We start from the raw sequence: 18,241 nt of genomic DNA, 5'->3' as shown, positions 1-18,241 counted from the left end.
CCTATTCCAAGGAGAGATCAACGTGGATTTCACCCTTCCCGAACACCTTCCCGGCGTATTGGCCGAGATGGACGCCTTCATCGAGGCGGAGATCAAGCCGCTGGAACGCGAGCACATCCAGTACTTCGATCATCGTCGGGAGAATGCCCGTACCGACTGGGACAACGGCGGCATCCCGCGCCGGGAGTGGGAAGATCTGCTCGGGGAGATGCGTAAGCGAGCGGACAAAGCAGGCTGGTTGCGGTACGGGCTGCCCGCCCAGTTCGGTGGCCGCGACGGTTCCAATATCGACATGGCTGTTATCCGGGAACACTTGGCGCACAAGGGACTCGGGCTGCACAACGACCTGCAGGACGAGTCCTCGATCGTCGGTAATTTCCCACAGGTCATCATGATGGACCGGTTCGGCACCGACGCGCAGAAGAAGGAATGGACCGAGGCGCTGATCACCGGTGAACGCTCGATGGCGTTCGGACTCACCGAACCCGACCACGGATCGGATGCCACCTGGCTGGAGACCACCGCGGTCAAAGACGGTGACGGATGGATCATCAACGGCGCCAAGCGATTCAACACGGGCGTGCACCGGGCGACGCACGACCTGGTGTTCGCCCGCACGTCCGGCGAGCCCGGCCAGGCCCGCGGCATTTCGGCGTTCCTGGTGCCGTGCGACTCGCCCGGCTTCACCATCCCGTACTACTGGTGGACCTTCAACATGCCCACCGATCACGCCGAAGTGGAACTCAAAGACGTCCGGGTTCCCGACGACGCGGTGCTGGGTGACGTGGACCGCGGCCTGGAAGTAGGCCAAACGTTTCTGCACGAGAACAGAATTCGGCAGGCGGCCAGCAGCCTGGGCGCCGCGCAGTACTGCATCGACCGGGCGGTGACCTACGCCGGCGAACGCATCGTGTTCGGCAAACCGCTGGCGGTGAACCAGGCCGTACAGTGGCCGCTGGTGGAACTGCAGACCGAGGCGCAGATGGTGCGGCTGCTGGTCTATTACGCCGCAACACAATTGGACCAGAACCATCACATGCAGGTCTCCGACAAGGTGTCGATGGCGAACTACCGGGCCAACCGGCTGGTCTGCGAGGCCGCCGACCGGGCCATGCAGGTGCTCGGCGGCATCGGCTACAGCCGGCACGAGCAGCTGGAACACATCTACCGACACCACCGGCGCTACCGGATCACCGAGGGCGCCGAGGAGATCCAGATCCGCCGAGTTGCCCAGCGGCTGTTCAAGTTCGGCAAAAAGTGACACTGGCTGAGGACCTGGGCACCCTGCTGACCGATGTCACGGGCAGCCGGGTGGGGATCGACAATTTGCGCCCGCTCACCGGCGGCGCCAGCCGCACCACCTGGGCATTCGACGCCGTCACCGGCGCCGATCGCCGGGCGCTGATCCTGCGCACCGGCCCGCCCGACGACGTGCACGCCGGCATGGAGTTGGAGGCCCGCGTCCAGGCCGCCGCGGCGGCGGCCGGCGCGCCCGTCCCACATGTGCTGATCGCCGACGATTCGGTTGCGGCCCTGGGTAATCCGTTCCTGATCTGCGACGAGATCAAGGGCGAGACCATTGTTCGACGCATTCAGCGTCAGCTCACCGACGAGGAATCCCGCCGGCGGCTGCTGCGCCAGTGTGCGCAGGCCATCGCCGCGGTACACCGGGCCGACCCGGACATCCCCGGCCTGACCGGCGAGGACCCGATCGGTCAGTGGCGCGAACGGCTCGACGAGATGGGCGACACCACCGCCACCTTCGAATGGACGTTTCGCTGGCTCGAGGCCAACCGACCGTCCGCGCCGTGGCCCACCGTGCTGGTGCACGGAGATTTCCGGATGGGCAACCTCATCGTCGACGGGTCGGACCTGGCAGCGGTGCTGGACTGGGAATTGGTGCACACCGGCGCGCCGTATGAGGACCTGGCCTGGTTCTGTGTGCGCGCCTGGCGGTTCGGCGCACCGGCCGGGCGCGGTGCCGGTGGTCTGGGCAGCATCGAGAGTTTCCTGCGCGCCTACGAGGAGGCTGGCGCGACCAGCGTCGACCGGGTGGCGTTTCACTGGTGGCTGGTCCTGGCCACGCTGCGCTGGGGCGTCATCTGCCGGTACCAGGCCGAGCGTCATCTGAGCGGGCAGACCCGCTCGGTCGAGCTGGCCACCATCGGCAGGCGGGTGTGCGAGAACGAATGGGACCTGCTGGACCTGCTCGAGGAGGTGTCATGACCGCCGACCTGTACGGGCGTCCCACGGCCGCCGAACTGGTCGCCGCGGTTGCCGAGTTCCTGGAAACCGAAGTCCGGGAGGCGACCACCGGGTCGGTCAATTTCCACGCACGGGTGGCAGCCAACGCCCTGCGCATGGTCGAACGCCAAATGCTCGAGACCGGAGCGGCCGACATCCGGGCGGCACTGGCCGGGCTGGGATTTGCCGACGAAGCCGCCCTGGCCGCCGCCACCCGGGCCGGCGACCTGGACGCGCCGGACGACGCCGTCGTCCCCGTCCTGCGTGAGCTGGTCCGCCACCGGTTGGCCGTCGCGCATCCCGGATACGAGAACCAAAAGGAGCCCGGTTCATGACCGACACCGCGTCCGCAACCATCGTCGAGACGGCCGAGCGGTTGTTCACCGCGATCACCAACGGCGACCACACCGCCGTAGCGAACCTGTGGAGCGACGACGTCGCGGTATGGCGGACGGGCGGGCGGCGCGGCCCCACCGCATACGACGACAAGTCCCGGGCGCTGCGGGTGATCAGCTGGTTCCTCTCGATCACCGCCGAGCGCAGCTATGAAGTGCTGGATCGACAGGTCTTCGACGGCGGGTTCGTGCAGCAGCACCTCCTGCATGCCACCGGCCATGCCGGGCAATCCATCGCGATGCGGGTCTGCATAGTCATCAAGATGGACAGAGCAGGCCTCATCGATCGGATCGAGGAATACTTCGACCCCGGGGACCTCGCACCCTTACTGGATCGGCAGGGGGAATAAGGATGACAACGCTGGAGAGTCTGCTCGCCGACCCGGAGAGCACCGGATCGTGGACTCTGGTGCCGGACCGCTCGTCGGTGGGTTTCCGGATCAGGAACATGTGGGGCGCGCTGCCCGTCAAAGGCAAGTTCACCAAATTCAGCGGCGACGGCCGGCTCGCCGCTGACGGCACCGTTGCGGGACGGTTCACCATCGTGGTCACGTCCATGCACACCGGCATCGGCCGTCGCGACCGGCACCTGCTGTCCGCTGACTTCTTCGACGCCCCGCGCTTCCCGACGATCACCGTCCTGGTCAACGAACTGCAGCCGGGTCCGGGCAAGAGCGCCGAGCTGCGCACCGATTTCACCATCAAAGGCGTCAGCCAACCGGTGACGCTGCCGGTGACCATCACCGAGCAGGACGACGGTTCGGTGCAGATCCGCGGCGAGACGCAGCTCGACCGGACCCGGTTCAACGTGGACTGGAACAAGATGGGTGTCATGTCCGACACCGTCACCGTGTCAGCAGAAGCCGTCTTCGTGCGATCCTCCGGGACCGCGTGAATTACGATCTGGACCGTGCCTGACTCGAGCAGCCCCCTGAAGATCCTCGTCTACAGCGACAACGTGCAGACCCGCGAGCAGGTGATGCAGGCGCTGGGTAAACGGCTGCAGCCGGACCTGCCCGAGTTGAGCTATGTCGAGGTCGCGACCGGCCCGATGGTGATCCGGACGATGGACGAAGGCGGCATCGACCTGGCCATTCTCGACGGCGAAGCGGCACCGACCGGCGGCATGGGCATCGCGAAACAACTCAAGGACGAACTGTCCAGCTGCCCGCCGATCCTGGTCCTGACCGGCCGGCCCGACGATGCGTGGCTGGCCAACTGGTCACGCGCCGAGGCCGCAGTGCCTCACCCGCTCGACCCGATCGTGCTGGGCCGCACGGTGCTCAACCTGTTGCGCGCGCCTGCGCACTGATCCGGTACAGATCAGGCGCCGCGGACCTGAATGCGCTCCGGCTCGGTTGCCCGGGGACGGAACTGGGCCTCCGCCGATTCCGCATCTGCTTCCGGCGCGGCCTCCGATGCCCGGAAAGTCGACACCGGGATGCCGGATCCGCTCGCCGCGGCGGCGCGCGTCGCTTCGCCCGGGGCAGCGGCGACCGCGATACCGGGCGCGGCCGTCGGCAGCACGCTCATCGCCGGAACCTCGGCCTCCGGGGTCACCGACTCCTCCGCCACCGGCGCTTCGTCCTTCTCGGCCTTCTCGGCTTGCTTGTCCTGCTCTGATTCCGCCGACTTCGTCGGAACCGGCACCGACGGCCTGTCGCCGAGCAATCCGGCCATGGCCAACCCGCCGACCGCCATCGGCATCATGGCGAAGCCGCCGAGGCCGGGACTCATCACGCCGGGACTGGCGACGCCGGGGTTGGCGGTCGTGGCGCCTGCGCTGCTCGCCGCGGCAGGCGCGGCCGCCGCACCGCCGTCGCTGTACGCCGACGGGTCACCGGCTGCGGCACCGGCCGACGCCATCCCGGGATCGGTGCCGCCCATGCCACCGGCAGCACCACCGCCGCCCGCCGCGCTGGCAGCGCCGGCGCTGACCGGGCCCGCCCCGCCCTGGGCGCCACCGCCGCCACCGGCGGCCGCACCGTTACCGCTACCCGCACCCGATCCGGCCAGCGCGCTGAGTCCGCCGGCCAAGCCGCCGGTCAGCGCCGGGAAGCTCTCGAGCACGGTCTGCCACGGCACCACCTGCGCGGCGGCCGCCGCGGCACCGGCGTAGTAGCCGGCCATCGCGGTGACGTCCGCGGCCCACATCTCCTCGTAGATGTTCTCGGCCAACGCGATCAATGGCGCATTCTGACCGAACAGGTTCGACATCACGAGCTGGACGAAGGCATTGCGGTTCTGCTCCACAGCTGCTGGATGAACGGTCGCCGCGCGCGCCGCCTCAAACGCGCTCACGACCGCTCTCGCCTGCCCGGCCGCCCCCAAGGACTGAGATGCCGCCGCTGCCAGCCAGCCCGCGTACGGCGCCGCGGCGGCCGCCATCGCCGCCGCCGCCGGGCCCTGCCACGCCTGTCCGGCCAGGTTCGAGATCACCGATCCGAACGATTCGGCAGCCGACCCGAGCTCCGCGGCCAGGCCGTCCCATGCGGCGGCCGCCTGCAACATCGGCGCGCTACCCGCGCCGAGGAACATGCGCAAGGAGTTGATCTCCGGCGGTAGTGTGGGAAAGCTCACAGTTCCCGTCCTCCCAGATCGACTTTTGGCGGCTGCGCGGGCCTGAAAAGGCCCCGCGATAAGTGCAGATGCAACAGTAACAACAAGCGCTCCGCGCGTCTGGCCGTCGGGAGAATCGCCCACATTTTGCCTGGAAACCCGCTGATTCTCGGCCGTCGGACGGAGTTTCGGCCGCTGGACCACCGCGGTCGGGCCACCGGGGGTCCGCAACCTGGCATCGCCTCCTAGGACATGCCTATGAGCTTGACCCCGGACATGTGCCCCGGGCGCCGCGCGACTATGTTGAAGGTCACTGTGACGGTCCACATGCCCGGTCCGTCACACGTGTCATGCGCTGGGCCAGCCCGGATGTCACCGGCGGCCGCTGCGCTGGCGGCCCAAACGACGGATGGCGGAGCGAGTTGAATCCCTACATACCCATTTTCGTGCTCGCGGGCATCGGCGCAGCCTTTGCCATCGGCTCGGTATTCCTGGCGAGCATCACCGGTCCGACTCGCTACAACAGGTCGAAGCTGGCAGCCTACGAATGCGGCATCGAGCCCACCGAGACCGGGTTCAGCGGACCGAACGCACCCACCGGTCAGCGCTTCCCGGTGAAGTATTACCTGACCGCGATGTTGTTCATCGTCTTCGACATCGAAATCGTGTTCCTCTATCCGTGGGCGGTCAGCTTCGACTCGCTGGGGACCTTTGCCCTCGTCGAGATGGTCATATTCATGCTCACGGTTTTCGTGGCCTACGCATATGTGTGGCGCCGCGGGGGCCTGACGTGGGATTGAGGTAGGACGTGGGACTCGAAGAACAGCTGCCCGGCGGGATCCTGCTGTCGACGGTCGAGAAGGTCGCGGGCTATGTCCGCAAGAACTCGCTGTGGCCGGCGACGTTCGGATTGGCCTGTTGTGCGATCGAGATGATGGCGACGGCCGGCCCGAGGTTCGACATCGCCCGGTTCGGCATGGAGCGCTTTTCAGCGACGCCGCGCCAAGCCGACCTGATGATCGTCGCGGGCCGGGTCAGCCAGAAGATGGCGCCGGTGCTGCGCCAGATCTACGACCAGATGGCCGAACCCAAGTGGGTCCTGGCGATGGGCGTGTGCGCATCTTCGGGTGGGATGTTCAACAACTACGCCGTGTTGCAGGGCGTGGACCATGTGGTGCCGGTGGACATCTACCTGCCCGGTTGTCCGCCGCGGCCCGAGATGCTGTTGTACGCAATCCTGAAGCTGCACGACAAGATTCAGGAGATGCCGTTGGGCGTCAACCGGGAGCGTGCCATCGCCGAGGCCGAAGAGGCGGCCATGGCGGCCAGGCCCACGATCGAGATGCGCGGAATGCTGCGATGAGCTCACCGGACAAGGATCCGCAGGGCGCAGCGGTCACCCCGGGCGTCCAGGTGCCGGTGGGCGGCGAAGTGATCGACGTCCGCCGCGGCATGTTCGGGGTGTCCGGCACCGGCGACACCTCCGGTTACGGTCGGCTGGTCCGCAAAGTGACACTGCCCGGTGGCAGCCCACGCCCCTACGGCAGCTACTTCGACGACATCGCCGACCGACTGGGCGAGGCCCTGTCGCGCGACGGCGTCGAGTTCGACGAGGCTATCGAGAAAGTGGTGGTCGACCGCGACGAACTCACGTTGCACGTGCACCGGGACCTGCTGCCGCAGGTGGCTCAGCGCCTGCGCGACGAGCCCGAGCTGCGGTTCGAGCTGTGCCTGGGCGTGAGCGGGGTGCACTACCCCAACGAGACGGGCCGGGAACTGCACGCGGTGTACCCACTCAAATCGATCACGCACAACCGTCGGCTGCGACTGGAAGTCTCTGCGCCAGACAGTGATCCGCACATCCCGTCAATGTTCGGTATCTACCCGACCAACGACTGGCACGAGCGCGAGACCTACGACTTCTTCGGGATCATCTTCGACGGACACCCGTCGCTGACCCGCATCGAGATGCCCGACGACTGGCACGGGCATCCGCAACGCAAGGACTACCCGCTGGGTGGTATCCCGGTCGAGTACAAGGGCGCGCAGATTCCGCCGCCCGACGAGCGCAGGGGTTACAACTGATGAGCACCACGGAAACCCTCGTCGTCGCCGGCGGCCAGGACTGGGACAAGGTCGTCGACGCCGCGCGCAACGCCGATCCCGGGGAGCGCATCGTCGTCAACATGGGCCCCCAGCACCCGTCCACCCACGGCGTGCTGCGGCTGATCCTCGAGATCGAAGGCGAGACGGTGACCGAGGCCCGGTGCGGGATCGGCTACCTGCACACCGGAATCGAGAAGAATCTCGAATACCGGTACTGGACGCAAGGCGTCACCTTTGTGACCCGGATGGATTATCTGGCACCGTTTTTCAACGAGACGGCGTTCTGCCTGGGCGTGGAGAAGCTGCTCGGCATCACCGACGAGATCCCCGAACGGGTCAACGTCATCCGGGTGATGATGATGGAACTGAACCGGATTTCTTCGCACCTGGTCGCGCTGGCCACCGGTGGGATGGAACTGGGCGCCATGACACCGATGTTCGTCGGCTTCCGGGCCCGTGAGATCGTCCTCACCCTGTTCGAGAAGATCACCGGCCTGCGGATGAACAGCGCCTACATCCGGCCGGGCGGACTGGCACAAGACCTGCCGCCCAACGGGATTGACGAGATCGCCGCCGCCCTCAAGGAGCTGCGGGTCCCGCTTCGCCAAATGGGCGAGCTGCTCAACGAGAACGCCATCTGGAAGGCCCGCACCGAGGACATCGGTTACCTGGACCTGACCGGTTGCATGGCACTGGGCATCACGGGTCCGATTCTGCGTGCCACCGGGCTGCCGCACGACTTGCGCAAAAGTGAACCGTATTGCGGATACCAGGACTACGAATTCGACGTCATCACCGAAGACACCTGTGACGCCTACGGGCGCTACATCATCCGCGTCAACGAGATGTGGGAGTCGGTCAAGATCGTCGAGCAGTGTCTGGACAAGCTCAAGCCCGGCCCGACCATGGTCGAGGACCGCAAAATCGCTTGGCCCGCAGACCTTTACGTGGGCCCTGACGGGATGGGCAACTCACCCGAGCACATCGCCAAGATCATGGGCAGCTCGATGGAGGCTCTGATCCATCACTTCAAGCTGGTGACCGAGGGCATCCGGGTGCCGGCCGGCCAGGTGTACGTGGCGGTGGAGTCACCGCGCGGCGAACTCGGCGTGCACATGGTCAGCGACGGCGGTACCCGCCCCTATCGGGTGCACTACCGGGACCCGTCGTTCACCAACCTGCAGTCCGTCGCCGCAATGTGTGAGGGTGGCATGGTCGCCGACCTGATCACCGCCGTCGCCAGCATCGACCCGGTCATGGGCGGAGTGGACCGATGACAGTTCCGAATGTCGGAAGTAACGGTGGCGAAAGGGTTTTCCTCCGGCTCGGACCGCCGCCGGAGGAGCCGAGCCAGTTCGTCGTTGAGGGTGCGCCGCAGTCGTACCCGCCGGAAGTGCACTCGCGCCTGGAGGTCGAGGCCAAGGAGATCATCGCCAAGTACCCGAATAAGCGTTCGGCGTTGCTGCCGTTGCTGCATCTGGTGCAGGGCGAGGACTCCTACCTGACGCCGGCCGGTCTGGAATTCTGTGCGCGGCAACTGGATCTGACCGGTGCCGAGGTTTCGGCGGTGGCCAGCTTCTACACCATGTACCGGCGCGGTCCGACCGGTGACTACCTGGTGGGTGTGTGCACCAACACGCTGTGTGCGGTGATGGGCGGCGACGCGATATTCGACGACCTCAAAGAGCATCTCGGCATCGGCAACGACGAGACCACACCCGACGGCACCGTCACCTTGCAGCACATCGAATGCAACGCCGCCTGCGATTTCGCACCGGTGGTGATGGTCAACTGGGAGTTCTACGACAACCAGACTCCGCAGTCCGCGCGCGAACTCGTCGATTCGCTGCGCACCGGTGAACCGGTCGCGCCCACCCGGGGCGCACCGTTGTGCAAGTTCCGTGAGACGTCACGAATCCTGGCGGGCCTGCCGGATCAGCGTCCGGACGAAGGGCAGGGCGGCGCGGGAGCGGCCACCCTGGCCGGGCTGCGGGTGGCCAAGGAGAACGACATGGAAGCGCCGACCCCTGCGGGAGGCCAGTCATGACCACACCACTGACGCCGGTCATCAGTCGCTACTGGGACGATCCCAAGTCCTGGACCATCGAGACCTACGAACGCCACGACGGATACCGGGCCATGAAGAAGGCCCTGGCCATGGCGCCCGACGACGTGATCGGCGCGGTCAAGGACTCCGGGTTGCGCGGCCGCGGCGGCGCGGGTTTCTCCACCGGGACCAAATGGTCGTTCATCCCGCAGGGCGATTCCGGCGCCGCGGCCAAACCGCACTACCTGGTGGTCAACGCCGACGAGTCCGAACCCGGTACGTGTAAAGACATTCCGCTGATGCTGGCCACCCCGCACGTCCTGGTCGAAGGCGTCATCATCGCCTCGTACGCGATCCGGGCCACCCACGCCTTCATCTACGTGCGCGGCGAAGTGGTGCCGGTACTCCGACGGCTGCAGAACGCAGTGGCCGAGGCCTACGCCGCCGGCTATCTGGGCCGGGACATCGGCGGCTCGGGATATGACCTGGAGCTGGTGGTGCACGCCGGTGCGGGCGCCTACATCTGCGGCGAGGAAACCGCACTGCTCGACTCGCTGGAAGGGCGCCGCGGCCAGCCTCGGCTGCGTCCGCCGTTCCCGGCTGTGGCGGGTCTCTACGGATGCCCGACCGTGATCAACAATGTCGAGACCATCGCCAGCGTCCCGTCGATCATCCTGAACGGAGTCGAGTGGTTCCGTTCCATGGGTAGCGAGAAATCGCCCGGCTTCACGCTGTATTCGCTGTCCGGACACGTCACCAACCCCGGTCAGTACGAGGCGCCGCTGGGCATCACGCTGCGCGAGTTGCTCGACTACGCCGGCGGGATCCGGGCCGGGCACCGGCTCAAGTTCTGGACCCCGGGTGGGTCGTCGACGCCGCTGCTCACCGACGAACACCTCGACGTGCCGTTGGACTACGAAGGGGTCGGCGCGGCCGGTTCCATGCTCGGCACGAAGGCGTTGGAGATCTTCGACGAAACCACCTGCGTGGTACGGGCGGTGCGGCGCTGGACGGAGTTCTACAAGCACGAATCCTGCGGCAAGTGCACGCCGTGCCGGGAGGGCACCTTCTGGCTGGACAAGATCTACGCCCGCCTGGAAACCGGGCGCGGCACCCGCGAAGACCTGGACAAGCTGCAGGACATCGCGGACGCGATCCTCGGAAAGTCGTTCTGCGCGTTGGGTGACGGCGCCGCCAGTCCGGTGATGTCGTCCCTGAAACTCTTCCGCGACGAATACCTCGCCCACGTCGAGACGGGCGGCTGCCCGTTCGACCCCCGCGATTCGATGCTCACGTTGGATGGAGTAAACGCGTGACCCAAACTGCCGACACCGAAAACCGCGTCGCTCAGCCGGAGATGGTGTCCCTCACCATCGATGGCACCGAAATCAGCGTTCCCAAAGGAACTTTGGTGATCCGCGCGGCCGAGCTGATGGGTATCCAGATTCCCCGGTTCTGTGACCACCCGCTGCTCGACCCGGTCGGTGCCTGCCGGCAGTGCCTGGTCGAGGTGGAGGGTCAGCGCAAACCGCTGGCGTCGTGCACCACCGTGTGCACCGACGACATGGTGGTGCGCACCCAGCTCACCTCGCCGGCGGCCGACAAAGCCCAGCACGGCGTGATGGAACTGCTGCTGATCAACCACCCGCTGGACTGCCCGATGTGCGACAAAGGCGGCGAGTGTCCGCTGCAGAACCAGGCGATGTCCAACGGTCGCGCGGAGTCCCGCTTCACCGACCCCAAGCGCACTTTCGCCAAACCGATCAACATCTCCTCGCAGGTGCTGCTGGACCGCGAGCGCTGCATCCTGTGCGCCCGCTGCACCCGGTTCTCCGAACAGATCGCCGGCGACCCGTTCATCGACATGCAGGAGCGCGGCGCCCTTCAGCAGGTCGGCATCTACGCCAACGAACCGTTCGACTCCTACTTCTCCGGCAACACGGTGCAGATCTGCCCGGTGGGCGCGCTGACCGGGATGTCCTACCGGTTCCGGGCCCGCCCGTTCGACCTGGTGTCCAGCCCGAGCGTCTGCGAGCACTGCGCGGGCGGCTGCGCGACGCGCACCGACCACCGCCGCGGCAAGGTGATGCGTCGACTGGCCGGCGACGACCCGGAAGTCAACGAGGAGTGGGTCTGCGACAAGGGCCGCTGGGCCTTCACGTACGCGACCCAGCCCGACGTGCTGACCACTCCCCTACTGCGGGACGCCGACGGCACCCTGCAACCCGCGTCCTGGTCGCACGCGATCGTGGCCGCGGTCCAGGGACTGACTGCTGCCCGCGGCCGGACCGGAGTGCTGGTCGGCGGCCGGGGCACCTGGGAAGACGCCTACGCGTATGCCAAGTTTGCGCGAATCGTGTTGAACACCAACGACATCGACTTCCGCGCCCGACCGTACTCCGCCGAGGAGGCGGACTTCCTGGTGGCACGGGTGGCGGGCCGGCCGGTCACCGTCAGCTACTCGGATCTGGAGACCGCACCGGTGGTGGTGCTGGTGGGCTTCGAACCGGAGGACGAAGCGCCGGGAGTGTTCCTGCGGTTGCGTAAGGCGGCGCGCAAGAACGGCGTCCCGGTGTACGCGATCGCCCCGTTCGCCACCCGAGCGCTGAAGAAGATGTCGGGTCGGCTGGTGCAGACCGCGCCCGGGGATGAGCCGTCGGCGCTGGACGGTCTGGCCACCGGCGAGGTGGGCGACCTGCTCAGCACCCCCGGCGCAGTGATCCTGGTCGGTGAACGCCTGGCCACCGTGCCTGGCGGGTTCTCCGCCGTGGCGCGGCTGGCCGACTCGACCGGGGCGCGGGTGGCGTGGGTGCCGCGGCGGGCCGGTGAGCGCGGAGCGTTGGAAGCCGGGGCGCTGCCCGGGCTGTTGCCCGGTGGCCGTCCGGTGTCCGACGACGCCGCCCGCGCGCAGGTGGCCGCTGCCTGGCATGTCAACGAATTGCCTGCCGAGACAGGACGTGACGCCGACGGCATTCTGGCCGCCGCGACCGACGGGACGTTGGGTGCGCTGCTCGTCGGCGGGATCGAACCCGGCGACTTCGCCGATCCCGACGCGGTGCTGGCCGCGCTGGACGCGGCGCCGTTCGTAGTCAGCCTGGAACTACGGCACAGCGCCGTCACCGAACGAGCCGATGTGGTGTTCCCGGTCGCGCCCACCACGCAGAAGTCGGGCGCCTTCGTCAACTGGGAAGGCCGCTACCGCGGTTTCGAACCGGCGTTCCGCGGCACCTCGCTGCAGGCCCGCCAGTCCGACCACCGGGTGCTCGACACGCTGGCCGACGAGTTGGGCATCCACCTGAACTGCTCGACGGTGGAATCGGCTCGCGAGGAACTGTCCGCGCTGGGTACCTGGGACGGCAAGCGCGCGGCCGGCCCGCAGGTCGAGGCCGCGCCGCCCGGTCAGCCCGGCTCGGGTGAAGCGGTGCTGACCGGTTGGCGGTTGCTGCTGGACGCCGGTCGCGGGCAGGACGGCGAACCGCATCTGGCCGGGACCGCACGCAAACCGGCGGTTCGGCTGTCGGCCGGCACCGCTGCCGAAATCGGGGCGGTCGACGGTGCCGACGTCACCGTGAGCACGGACCGCGGCTCAATCACGTTGCCGCTCAACATCACCGACATGCCCGACCGGGTGGCCTGGCTGCCACTCAATTCGCCGGGTTCGGCGGTGCACCAGCAACTGGGCGTGACGATAGGCGCCGTCGTGCAGTTATCAGTGCAGGTTGCGGCGGGCAGCGATGTGCAGGAGCTGGGCGTATGAACGGTCTGACCGCCTTCGGACACGACCCGCTGTGGCTGGTGCTCATCAAGGCCGTCGGGATCTTTGGCTACCTGGTGCTGACGGTCCTGGTGGGAATCCTGGCCGAACGCAAGATCCTGGGTTACATGCAGCTGCGGCCGGGCCCGAACCGCACCGGGCCGTGGGGCACGCTGCAGAGTCTGGCCGACGGCGTCAAGCTGGCATTGAAGGAAAGCATCACCCCCAAGGGCGTCGACTGGTTCGTGTACTTCGCGGCACCGGCCATCTCGGCGATTCCCGCATTCACCGCCTTCGCCTTCATCCCGATGGGCCCGGAGGTGTCGATCTTCGGTCATTGGACGCCGCTGCAGCTGACCGACCTCCCGGTCGCGGTGCTGTTCATCCTGGGTTTGTCGGCCATCGGCGTCTACGGCATCGTGCTCGGCGGCTGGGCGTCGGGGTCCACCTACCCACTGCTGGGTGGGGTGCGCTCGACCGCCCAGGTGATCTCCTACGAGGTCGCGATGGGGTTGTCCTTCGCGGCGGTGTTCCTGTTCGCCGGCTCGATGTCGACATCGCAGATCGTGGCCGCGCAAGACCGCGTCTGGTACATCTTCCTGCTGCTGCCGTCCTTCGTGACCTACCTGATCTCGATGGTCGGCGAGACCAACCGGGCGCCGTTCGACCTGCCCGAGGCCGAAGGCGAGCTGGTCGCCGGTTTCCACACCGAGTACTCGTCACTGAAGTTCGCGATCTTCATGCTTGCCGAATACGTCAACATGACCACCGTTTCGGCGCTGGCGGCGACGATGTTCCTGGGCGGCTGGCACGCGCCGTGGCCGTTGAACCTGTGGGAAGGCGCCAATCACGGCTGGTGGCCGCTGCTGTGGTTCACCGCCAAGGTGTGGACGTTCCTGTTCATCTACTTCTGGCTGCGCGCCACGCTGCCCCGGTTCCGCTACGACCAGTTCATGTCGTTGGGCTGGAAGCTGCTGATCCCGGCCTCGCTGGTGTGGATCATGATCGCGGCCGTCATCCGCACCCTGAAGAACCAGGGCTATCAGCACTGGACCACGGTGCTCGTGATCAGCAGCCTGGTCGTGGCCGGGGTACTGATCGCCACCCTGCGAAAACCGTTCAGTGCGCCCAGCGCACGGGCACGGGCCCGCCAGCGCAGCAAACAACAGCAGGAAGCGGGCAGTGTCGAACCGGCATTCCCCGTCCCGCCGCTGCCTATGAAGAAGCTCGACCAACCCGTCGGCGCGGTAAAGGAGAAGGCGCGTGGCTAAATTCTTGGACGCCCTGGCCGGCTTCGGGGTGACATTCGGGTCGATGTTCAAAAAGAACATCACCGAGGAGTACCCGGAGAAGCCGGGGCCGGTGGCGCCCCGCTATCACGGCCGTCACCAGCTCAACCGCTATCCCGACGGGCTGGAGAAGTGCATCGGCTGCGAGTTGTGCGCCTGGTCCTGCCCGGCCGACGCGATCTACGTCGAAGGCGCGGACAACACCGAGGAGGCACGGTATTCGCCGGGTGAACGGTACGGCCGCGTGTACCAGATCAACTATCTGCGCTGCATCGGCTGCGGTCTGTGCATCGAGGCCTGCCCGACACGGGCGTTGACCATGACCAACGACTACGAGTTGGCCGACGACAATCGCGCCGACCTGATCTACGAAAAGGACCGGTTGCTGGCCCCGCTGCTGCAGGACATGCTGGCACCGCCGCACCCCCGCGCCGAGGGCGCCACCGACAAGGACTACTACCTGGGCAACATCACCCCCACCGGCCTGCGCAAGTCCCAGGAAGCCGGGGATCGGCGATGATTGCCAATCTGGCGGCGGACGTGCTGGTGCGCACCTCCACCGGCGAGGCCGTGATGTTCTGGGTGCTCGGCACCGCGGCGCTGATCGGCGCCCTCGGAGTGGTGCTGGCCGTCAACGCCGTCTACTCGGCGATGTACCTGGCAATGACCATGCTCATTCTCGCGGTCTTCTACATGGCCCAGGACGCGCTCTTCCTGGGTGTCGTCCAGGTGGTGGTCTACACCGGCGCGGTGATGATGCTGTTCCTGTTCGTGCTGATGCTGATCGGCGTCGACTCGGCGGAATCGCTGAAGGAGACGCTGCGCGGTCAGCGCGTCGCCGCTGTCGCCACCGGCATCGGGTTCGGCATCCTGCTGATCGCCGCCATCGGCAACGTAGCGACCGGCGGCTTCTCCGGCCTGAGTGCGGCCAACGGCAACGGGAACGTCGAAGGCCTTGCGGCGCTCATCTTCTCCCGCTACCTGTGGGCCTTCGAACTCACCAGTGCGCTGCTGATCACCGCAGCGGTCGGGGCGATGATCCTGGCGCACCGCGAGCGCTTCGAGCGCCGCAAGACCCAACGCGAGCTCGCCGAGGAACGCTTCCGTCCGGGTGGGCACCCCACCCCCCTGCCCAACCCCGGTGTCTACGCGCGGCACAACGCCGTCGACGTGGCCGCGTTGCTCCCCGACGGCTCCTATTCGGAGCTGTCGGTCTCCAGGATCCTGCGCACGCGCGGGGCCGACGGTCTCGAAACCCCGTCCGCGGAAGCGGTTTCGGGTGGCCGCAAAGGGGACCGGTCATGAATCCGGCCAATTACCTGTACCTGTCGGCGCTGCTGTTCACCATCGGGGCCGCCGGAGTGCTGCTGCGGCGCAACGCCATCGTCATGTTCATGTGCGTCGAGCTGATGCTGAACGCGGTCAACCTGGCGTTCGTCACCTTCGCGCGCATGCACGGCAGGCTCGACGGACAGATGATCGCGTTCTTCACCATGGTGGTGGCCGCGTGTGAGGTCGTGATCGGCCTGGCCATCATCATGACCATTTTCCGGGCCCGCAAATCGGCGTCGGTCGACGACGCAAATCTACTCAAGGGTTAACGACGCCAACATGATTCACTACACCTGGCTGCTGGTGGCACTGCCTCTGGCGGGTGCCGCAATCCTGTTGTTCGGCGGCAGGCGCACCGACGCGTGGGGGCACTGGCTGGGCACTCTGGCCGCGCTCTCGGCATTCGGCGTGGGTGCGACGCTGCTCGCCGAGATGCTCGGCAGCGCCGAGGGCGACCGCACCATTCGCCAGACCCTGTTCAGCTGGATCCCGGTCGGCGGGCTGCAGGTCGACTTCGGGTTGCAGATCGACCAGCTGTCCATGTGTTTCGTGCTGCTGATCTCCGGCGTGGGATCGTTGATTCACATCTACTCGATCGCCTACATGGCCGAAGACGAGGACCGCCGCAGGTTTTTCGGGTATCTCAACCTGTTTTTGGCCTCCATGCTGCTGCTGGTGGTCGCTGACAACTACGTGCTGCTCTACGTCGGCTGGGAAGGCGTGGGCCTGGCGTCCTACCTGCTGATCGGCTTCTGGTACCACAAACCCACGGCAGCGACGGCGGCCAAGAAGGCGTTCGTGATGAACCGGGTCGGGGACGCCGGGCTGGCGCTGGCCATGTTCTTGATGTTCGCCACCTTCGGCACCGTCTCCTACAGCGGCGTCTTCGCCGGTGCGCCCGCCGCCAGCACCGGCGTGCTGAACGCGATAGGCCTGTTGCTGCTGATGGGGGCATGCGCCAAGTCGGCCCAGGTTCCGCTGCAAGCCTGGCTGGGCGACGCCATGGAGGGCCCGACCCCGGTGTCGGCGCTGATCCACGCCGCGACCATGGTGACCGCCGGTGTGTACCTGATCGTGCGGTCCAACCCGGTGTTCAACCTGGCGCCCGACGCGCGCCTGGCCGTCGTCATCGTCGGCGCCGTGACCCTGATGCTGGGGGCCTTCATCGGCTGCGCCAAAGACGACATCAAGCGCGCCCTGGCCGCATCGACAATGAGCCAGATCGGCTACATGGTGCTGGCCGCCGGCCTCGGCCCGGCCGGCTACCCGTTCGCGATCATGCACCTGCTCACCCACGGCTTCTTCAAAGCCGGCCTGTTCCTCGGCTCCGGGTCGATCATCCACGCCATGCACGAAGAACAGGACATGCGCCGCTACGGTGCGCTGCGCAAAGCCCTGCCGATCACGTTCGCCACGTTCGGGCTCGGCTACCTGGCCATCATCGGGGTCTGGCCCTTTGCCGGGTTCTTCTCCAAGGACGCGATCATCGAGGCGGCGCTGGGTTCCGGCGGCATCCGTGGCTACGTGCTGGGCGGGGCCGCACTGTTGGGTGCGGGAATCACCGCATTCTACATGACCCGCGTGATGCTGATGACGTTCTTCGGCAAGAAACGCTGGGCGCCCGGCTCGCATCCGCACGAGTCACCCGCGTTGATGACGGCGCCGATGATCCTGCTGGCGTTCGGCTCGGTGTTCTCCGGCTTCCTGTTCACCTATGGCGACTCCCTGCGGCGCTGGCTCGAACCGGTTGTCGGAGTGCACGAGGAGTCCGCGCACGGCATCCCGGCGTGGGCGGTCAGTGCCGCGGCCTTGAGTGTCGTCGTCGTCGGCATCGCGGTCGCCTACCGGATGTACGGCGGCAAGGCCGAGATCCCACGGGTGGCCCCGGCTCGGGTCTCGGTGCTGACCACCGCTGCACGCGCCGACGGTTACGGCGACGCCTTCAACGAGGAGGTCTTCATGCGCCCCGGTGCGCAACTGACACACGCGCTGGTCGAGGTCGACGACGCCGGCGTGGACGGCTCGGTCAACGGGCTCGCCGCGCTGGTGGGCCGGACGTCGAATCGGTTGCGCAGCCTGCAGACCGGCTTCGCCCGTAACTACGCGTTGTCGATGCTGCTCGGTGCCGCCGTGCTGGCCGGTGCGCTGCTGGCGGTGAACCTGTGGTGAACTTCCCCTGGCTGAGCGTGCTGTGGCTGCTGCCGCTGGCCGGCTCGGTGCTCATCATCCTGCTGCCGCCGGGGTTGCGCAGGGTGGCCAAGTGGACCGGCTTGGTGGTCAGCATCCTGACGCTGGCGGTTTCCCTGGTGGTCACGGTCGGATTCAAGGCCGGCGGAGATACCTACCAGTTCGTCGAAAAGCGCACCTGGATACCGGCTTTCGGGGCCGGTTACACGCTGGGCGTGGACGGTATCGCGCTGATCCTGGTGTTGCTGACCACGGTGCTGGTCCCGCTGCTGCTGGTGGCGGGCTGGAACGATGGGAAAGAAAGCAGCCCCCGGGGCGTGCACGCCTA

Annotated in this window: 17 protein-coding genes and 3 pseudogenes; 19 read left to right on the top strand and 1 reads right to left on the bottom strand. The window is 67.0% G+C overall.

The window, feature by feature from the left end:
- Positions 1-22: 22 nt before the first annotated feature.
- Genes AC5Y5Z_RS11855 through AC5Y5Z_RS11830 form a run of 6 tightly spaced genes read left to right on the top strand, consistent with a single transcriptional unit; the run spans position 23 to position 3,951 of the window.
- Entirely contained in the window at positions 23-1,261 is a 1,239-nt protein-coding gene (locus AC5Y5Z_RS11855; RefSeq protein WP_463827562.1) for an acyl-CoA dehydrogenase family protein, read from the top strand.
- Positions 1,262-1,275: 14 nt separating this feature from the next.
- On the top strand, positions 1,276-2,226 hold the full coding sequence (locus AC5Y5Z_RS11850; protein ID WP_499925454.1) for a phosphotransferase family protein: 951 nt from the start codon (positions 1,276-1,278) through the stop codon (positions 2,224-2,226).
- Positions 2,223-2,579 carry a DUF6285 domain-containing protein gene (locus AC5Y5Z_RS11845; RefSeq protein WP_499925276.1) on the top strand — a complete coding sequence of 119 codons (357 nt, stop codon included), beginning with the start codon at positions 2,223-2,225 and terminating at the stop codon, positions 2,577-2,579. Before AC5Y5Z_RS11850 ends, AC5Y5Z_RS11845 begins: the two co-directional genes overlap by 4 nt.
- Positions 2,576-2,989, top strand: coding sequence for a nuclear transport factor 2 family protein (locus AC5Y5Z_RS11840; RefSeq protein WP_499925275.1), 414 nt, complete (start codon positions 2,576-2,578; stop codon positions 2,987-2,989). Before AC5Y5Z_RS11845 ends, AC5Y5Z_RS11840 begins: the two co-directional genes overlap by 4 nt.
- A 2-nt stretch (positions 2,990-2,991) precedes the next feature.
- Complete coding sequence (locus tag AC5Y5Z_RS11835; protein WP_499925273.1) at positions 2,992-3,534, top strand: YceI family protein; 543 nt, start codon at positions 2,992-2,994, stop codon at positions 3,532-3,534.
- A 15-nt stretch (positions 3,535-3,549) separates the two neighbouring features.
- Positions 3,550-3,951, top strand: a complete 402-nt coding sequence (locus tag AC5Y5Z_RS11830; RefSeq protein WP_499925272.1) for an Rv3143 family two-component system response regulator — start codon at positions 3,550-3,552, stop codon at positions 3,949-3,951.
- A 769-nt stretch (positions 3,952-4,720) separates the two neighbouring features.
- Here the strand turns inward: AC5Y5Z_RS11830 and AC5Y5Z_RS11825 are convergent.
- Positions 4,721-5,177, bottom strand: a pseudogene (locus AC5Y5Z_RS11825) (PPE family protein); the annotation flags it as partial.
- A 443-nt stretch (positions 5,178-5,620) separates the two neighbouring features.
- Here AC5Y5Z_RS11825 and AC5Y5Z_RS11820 point away from each other — a divergent pair.
- The 13 genes and pseudogenes from AC5Y5Z_RS11820 to AC5Y5Z_RS11760 form a co-directional block, all read left to right on the top strand.
- Positions 5,621-5,998, top strand: coding sequence for an NADH-quinone oxidoreductase subunit A (locus AC5Y5Z_RS11820; protein ID WP_463827557.1), 378 nt, complete (start codon positions 5,621-5,623; stop codon positions 5,996-5,998).
- Positions 5,999-6,006: 8 nt separating this feature from the next.
- Positions 6,007-6,561 (top strand): NuoB/complex I 20 kDa subunit family protein, encoded by a 555-nt coding sequence (locus AC5Y5Z_RS11815; RefSeq protein ID WP_499925271.1) that lies wholly within the window; start codon positions 6,007-6,009, stop codon positions 6,559-6,561.
- Complete coding sequence (locus AC5Y5Z_RS11810) at positions 6,558-7,283, top strand: NADH-quinone oxidoreductase subunit C (RefSeq protein WP_499925269.1); 726 nt, start codon at positions 6,558-6,560, stop codon at positions 7,281-7,283. Before AC5Y5Z_RS11815 ends, AC5Y5Z_RS11810 begins: the two co-directional genes overlap by 4 nt.
- Positions 7,283-8,581 (top strand): NADH dehydrogenase (quinone) subunit D, encoded by a 1,299-nt coding sequence (gene nuoD, locus AC5Y5Z_RS11805; protein WP_463827554.1) that lies wholly within the window; start codon positions 7,283-7,285, stop codon positions 8,579-8,581. The genes AC5Y5Z_RS11810 and nuoD overlap by 1 nt, the downstream gene beginning before the upstream one ends.
- Positions 8,578-9,351 (top strand): NADH-quinone oxidoreductase subunit NuoE, encoded by a 774-nt coding sequence (nuoE, locus tag AC5Y5Z_RS11800; protein ID WP_473139191.1) that lies wholly within the window; start codon positions 8,578-8,580, stop codon positions 9,349-9,351. The genes nuoD and nuoE overlap by 4 nt, the downstream gene beginning before the upstream one ends.
- Positions 9,348-10,667: an NADH-quinone oxidoreductase subunit NuoF gene (nuoF, locus tag AC5Y5Z_RS11795; protein ID WP_499925267.1), complete on the top strand. Its 1,320-nt coding sequence runs from the start codon at positions 9,348-9,350 to the stop codon at positions 10,665-10,667. Before nuoE ends, nuoF begins: the two co-directional genes overlap by 4 nt.
- The gene (locus tag AC5Y5Z_RS11790) at positions 10,664-13,108 is read left to right on the top strand and encodes an NADH-quinone oxidoreductase subunit G (RefSeq protein WP_499925265.1); all 2,445 of its coding nucleotides are present in this window, start codon (positions 10,664-10,666) and stop codon (positions 13,106-13,108) included. The genes nuoF and AC5Y5Z_RS11790 overlap by 4 nt, the downstream gene beginning before the upstream one ends.
- A gap of 5 nt (positions 13,109-13,113) precedes the next feature.
- A complete protein-coding gene (nuoH, locus tag AC5Y5Z_RS11785; RefSeq protein WP_463827778.1) occupies positions 13,114-14,376 on the top strand; it encodes an NADH-quinone oxidoreductase subunit NuoH in 1,263 nt (420 codons plus the stop codon).
- A pseudogene (nuoI, locus tag AC5Y5Z_RS11780) lies at positions 14,360-14,914 on the top strand (NADH-quinone oxidoreductase subunit NuoI); the annotation flags it as partial. The gene nuoH and the pseudogene nuoI, both read left to right, overlap by 17 nt.
- A complete protein-coding gene (locus AC5Y5Z_RS11775; RefSeq protein ID WP_473139193.1) occupies positions 14,911-15,699 on the top strand; it encodes an NADH-quinone oxidoreductase subunit J in 789 nt (262 codons plus the stop codon). The pseudogene nuoI and the gene AC5Y5Z_RS11775, both read left to right, overlap by 4 nt.
- A complete protein-coding gene (gene nuoK / locus AC5Y5Z_RS11770) occupies positions 15,696-15,995 on the top strand; it encodes an NADH-quinone oxidoreductase subunit NuoK (RefSeq protein WP_067408785.1) in 300 nt (99 codons plus the stop codon). Before AC5Y5Z_RS11775 ends, nuoK begins: the two co-directional genes overlap by 4 nt.
- A 10-nt stretch (positions 15,996-16,005) precedes the next feature.
- Positions 16,006-17,895 carry an NADH-quinone oxidoreductase subunit L gene (nuoL, locus tag AC5Y5Z_RS11765; protein ID WP_463827548.1) on the top strand — a complete coding sequence of 630 codons (1,890 nt, stop codon included), beginning with the start codon at positions 16,006-16,008 and terminating at the stop codon, positions 17,893-17,895.
- A pseudogene (locus AC5Y5Z_RS11760) lies at positions 17,889-18,241 on the top strand (NADH-quinone oxidoreductase subunit M); the annotation flags it as partial. The gene nuoL and the pseudogene AC5Y5Z_RS11760, both read left to right, overlap by 7 nt.

Source organism: Mycobacterium sp. NGS29, from assembly GCF_059812965.1.
This window is presented reverse-complemented; position numbering and strand designations above follow the sequence as displayed.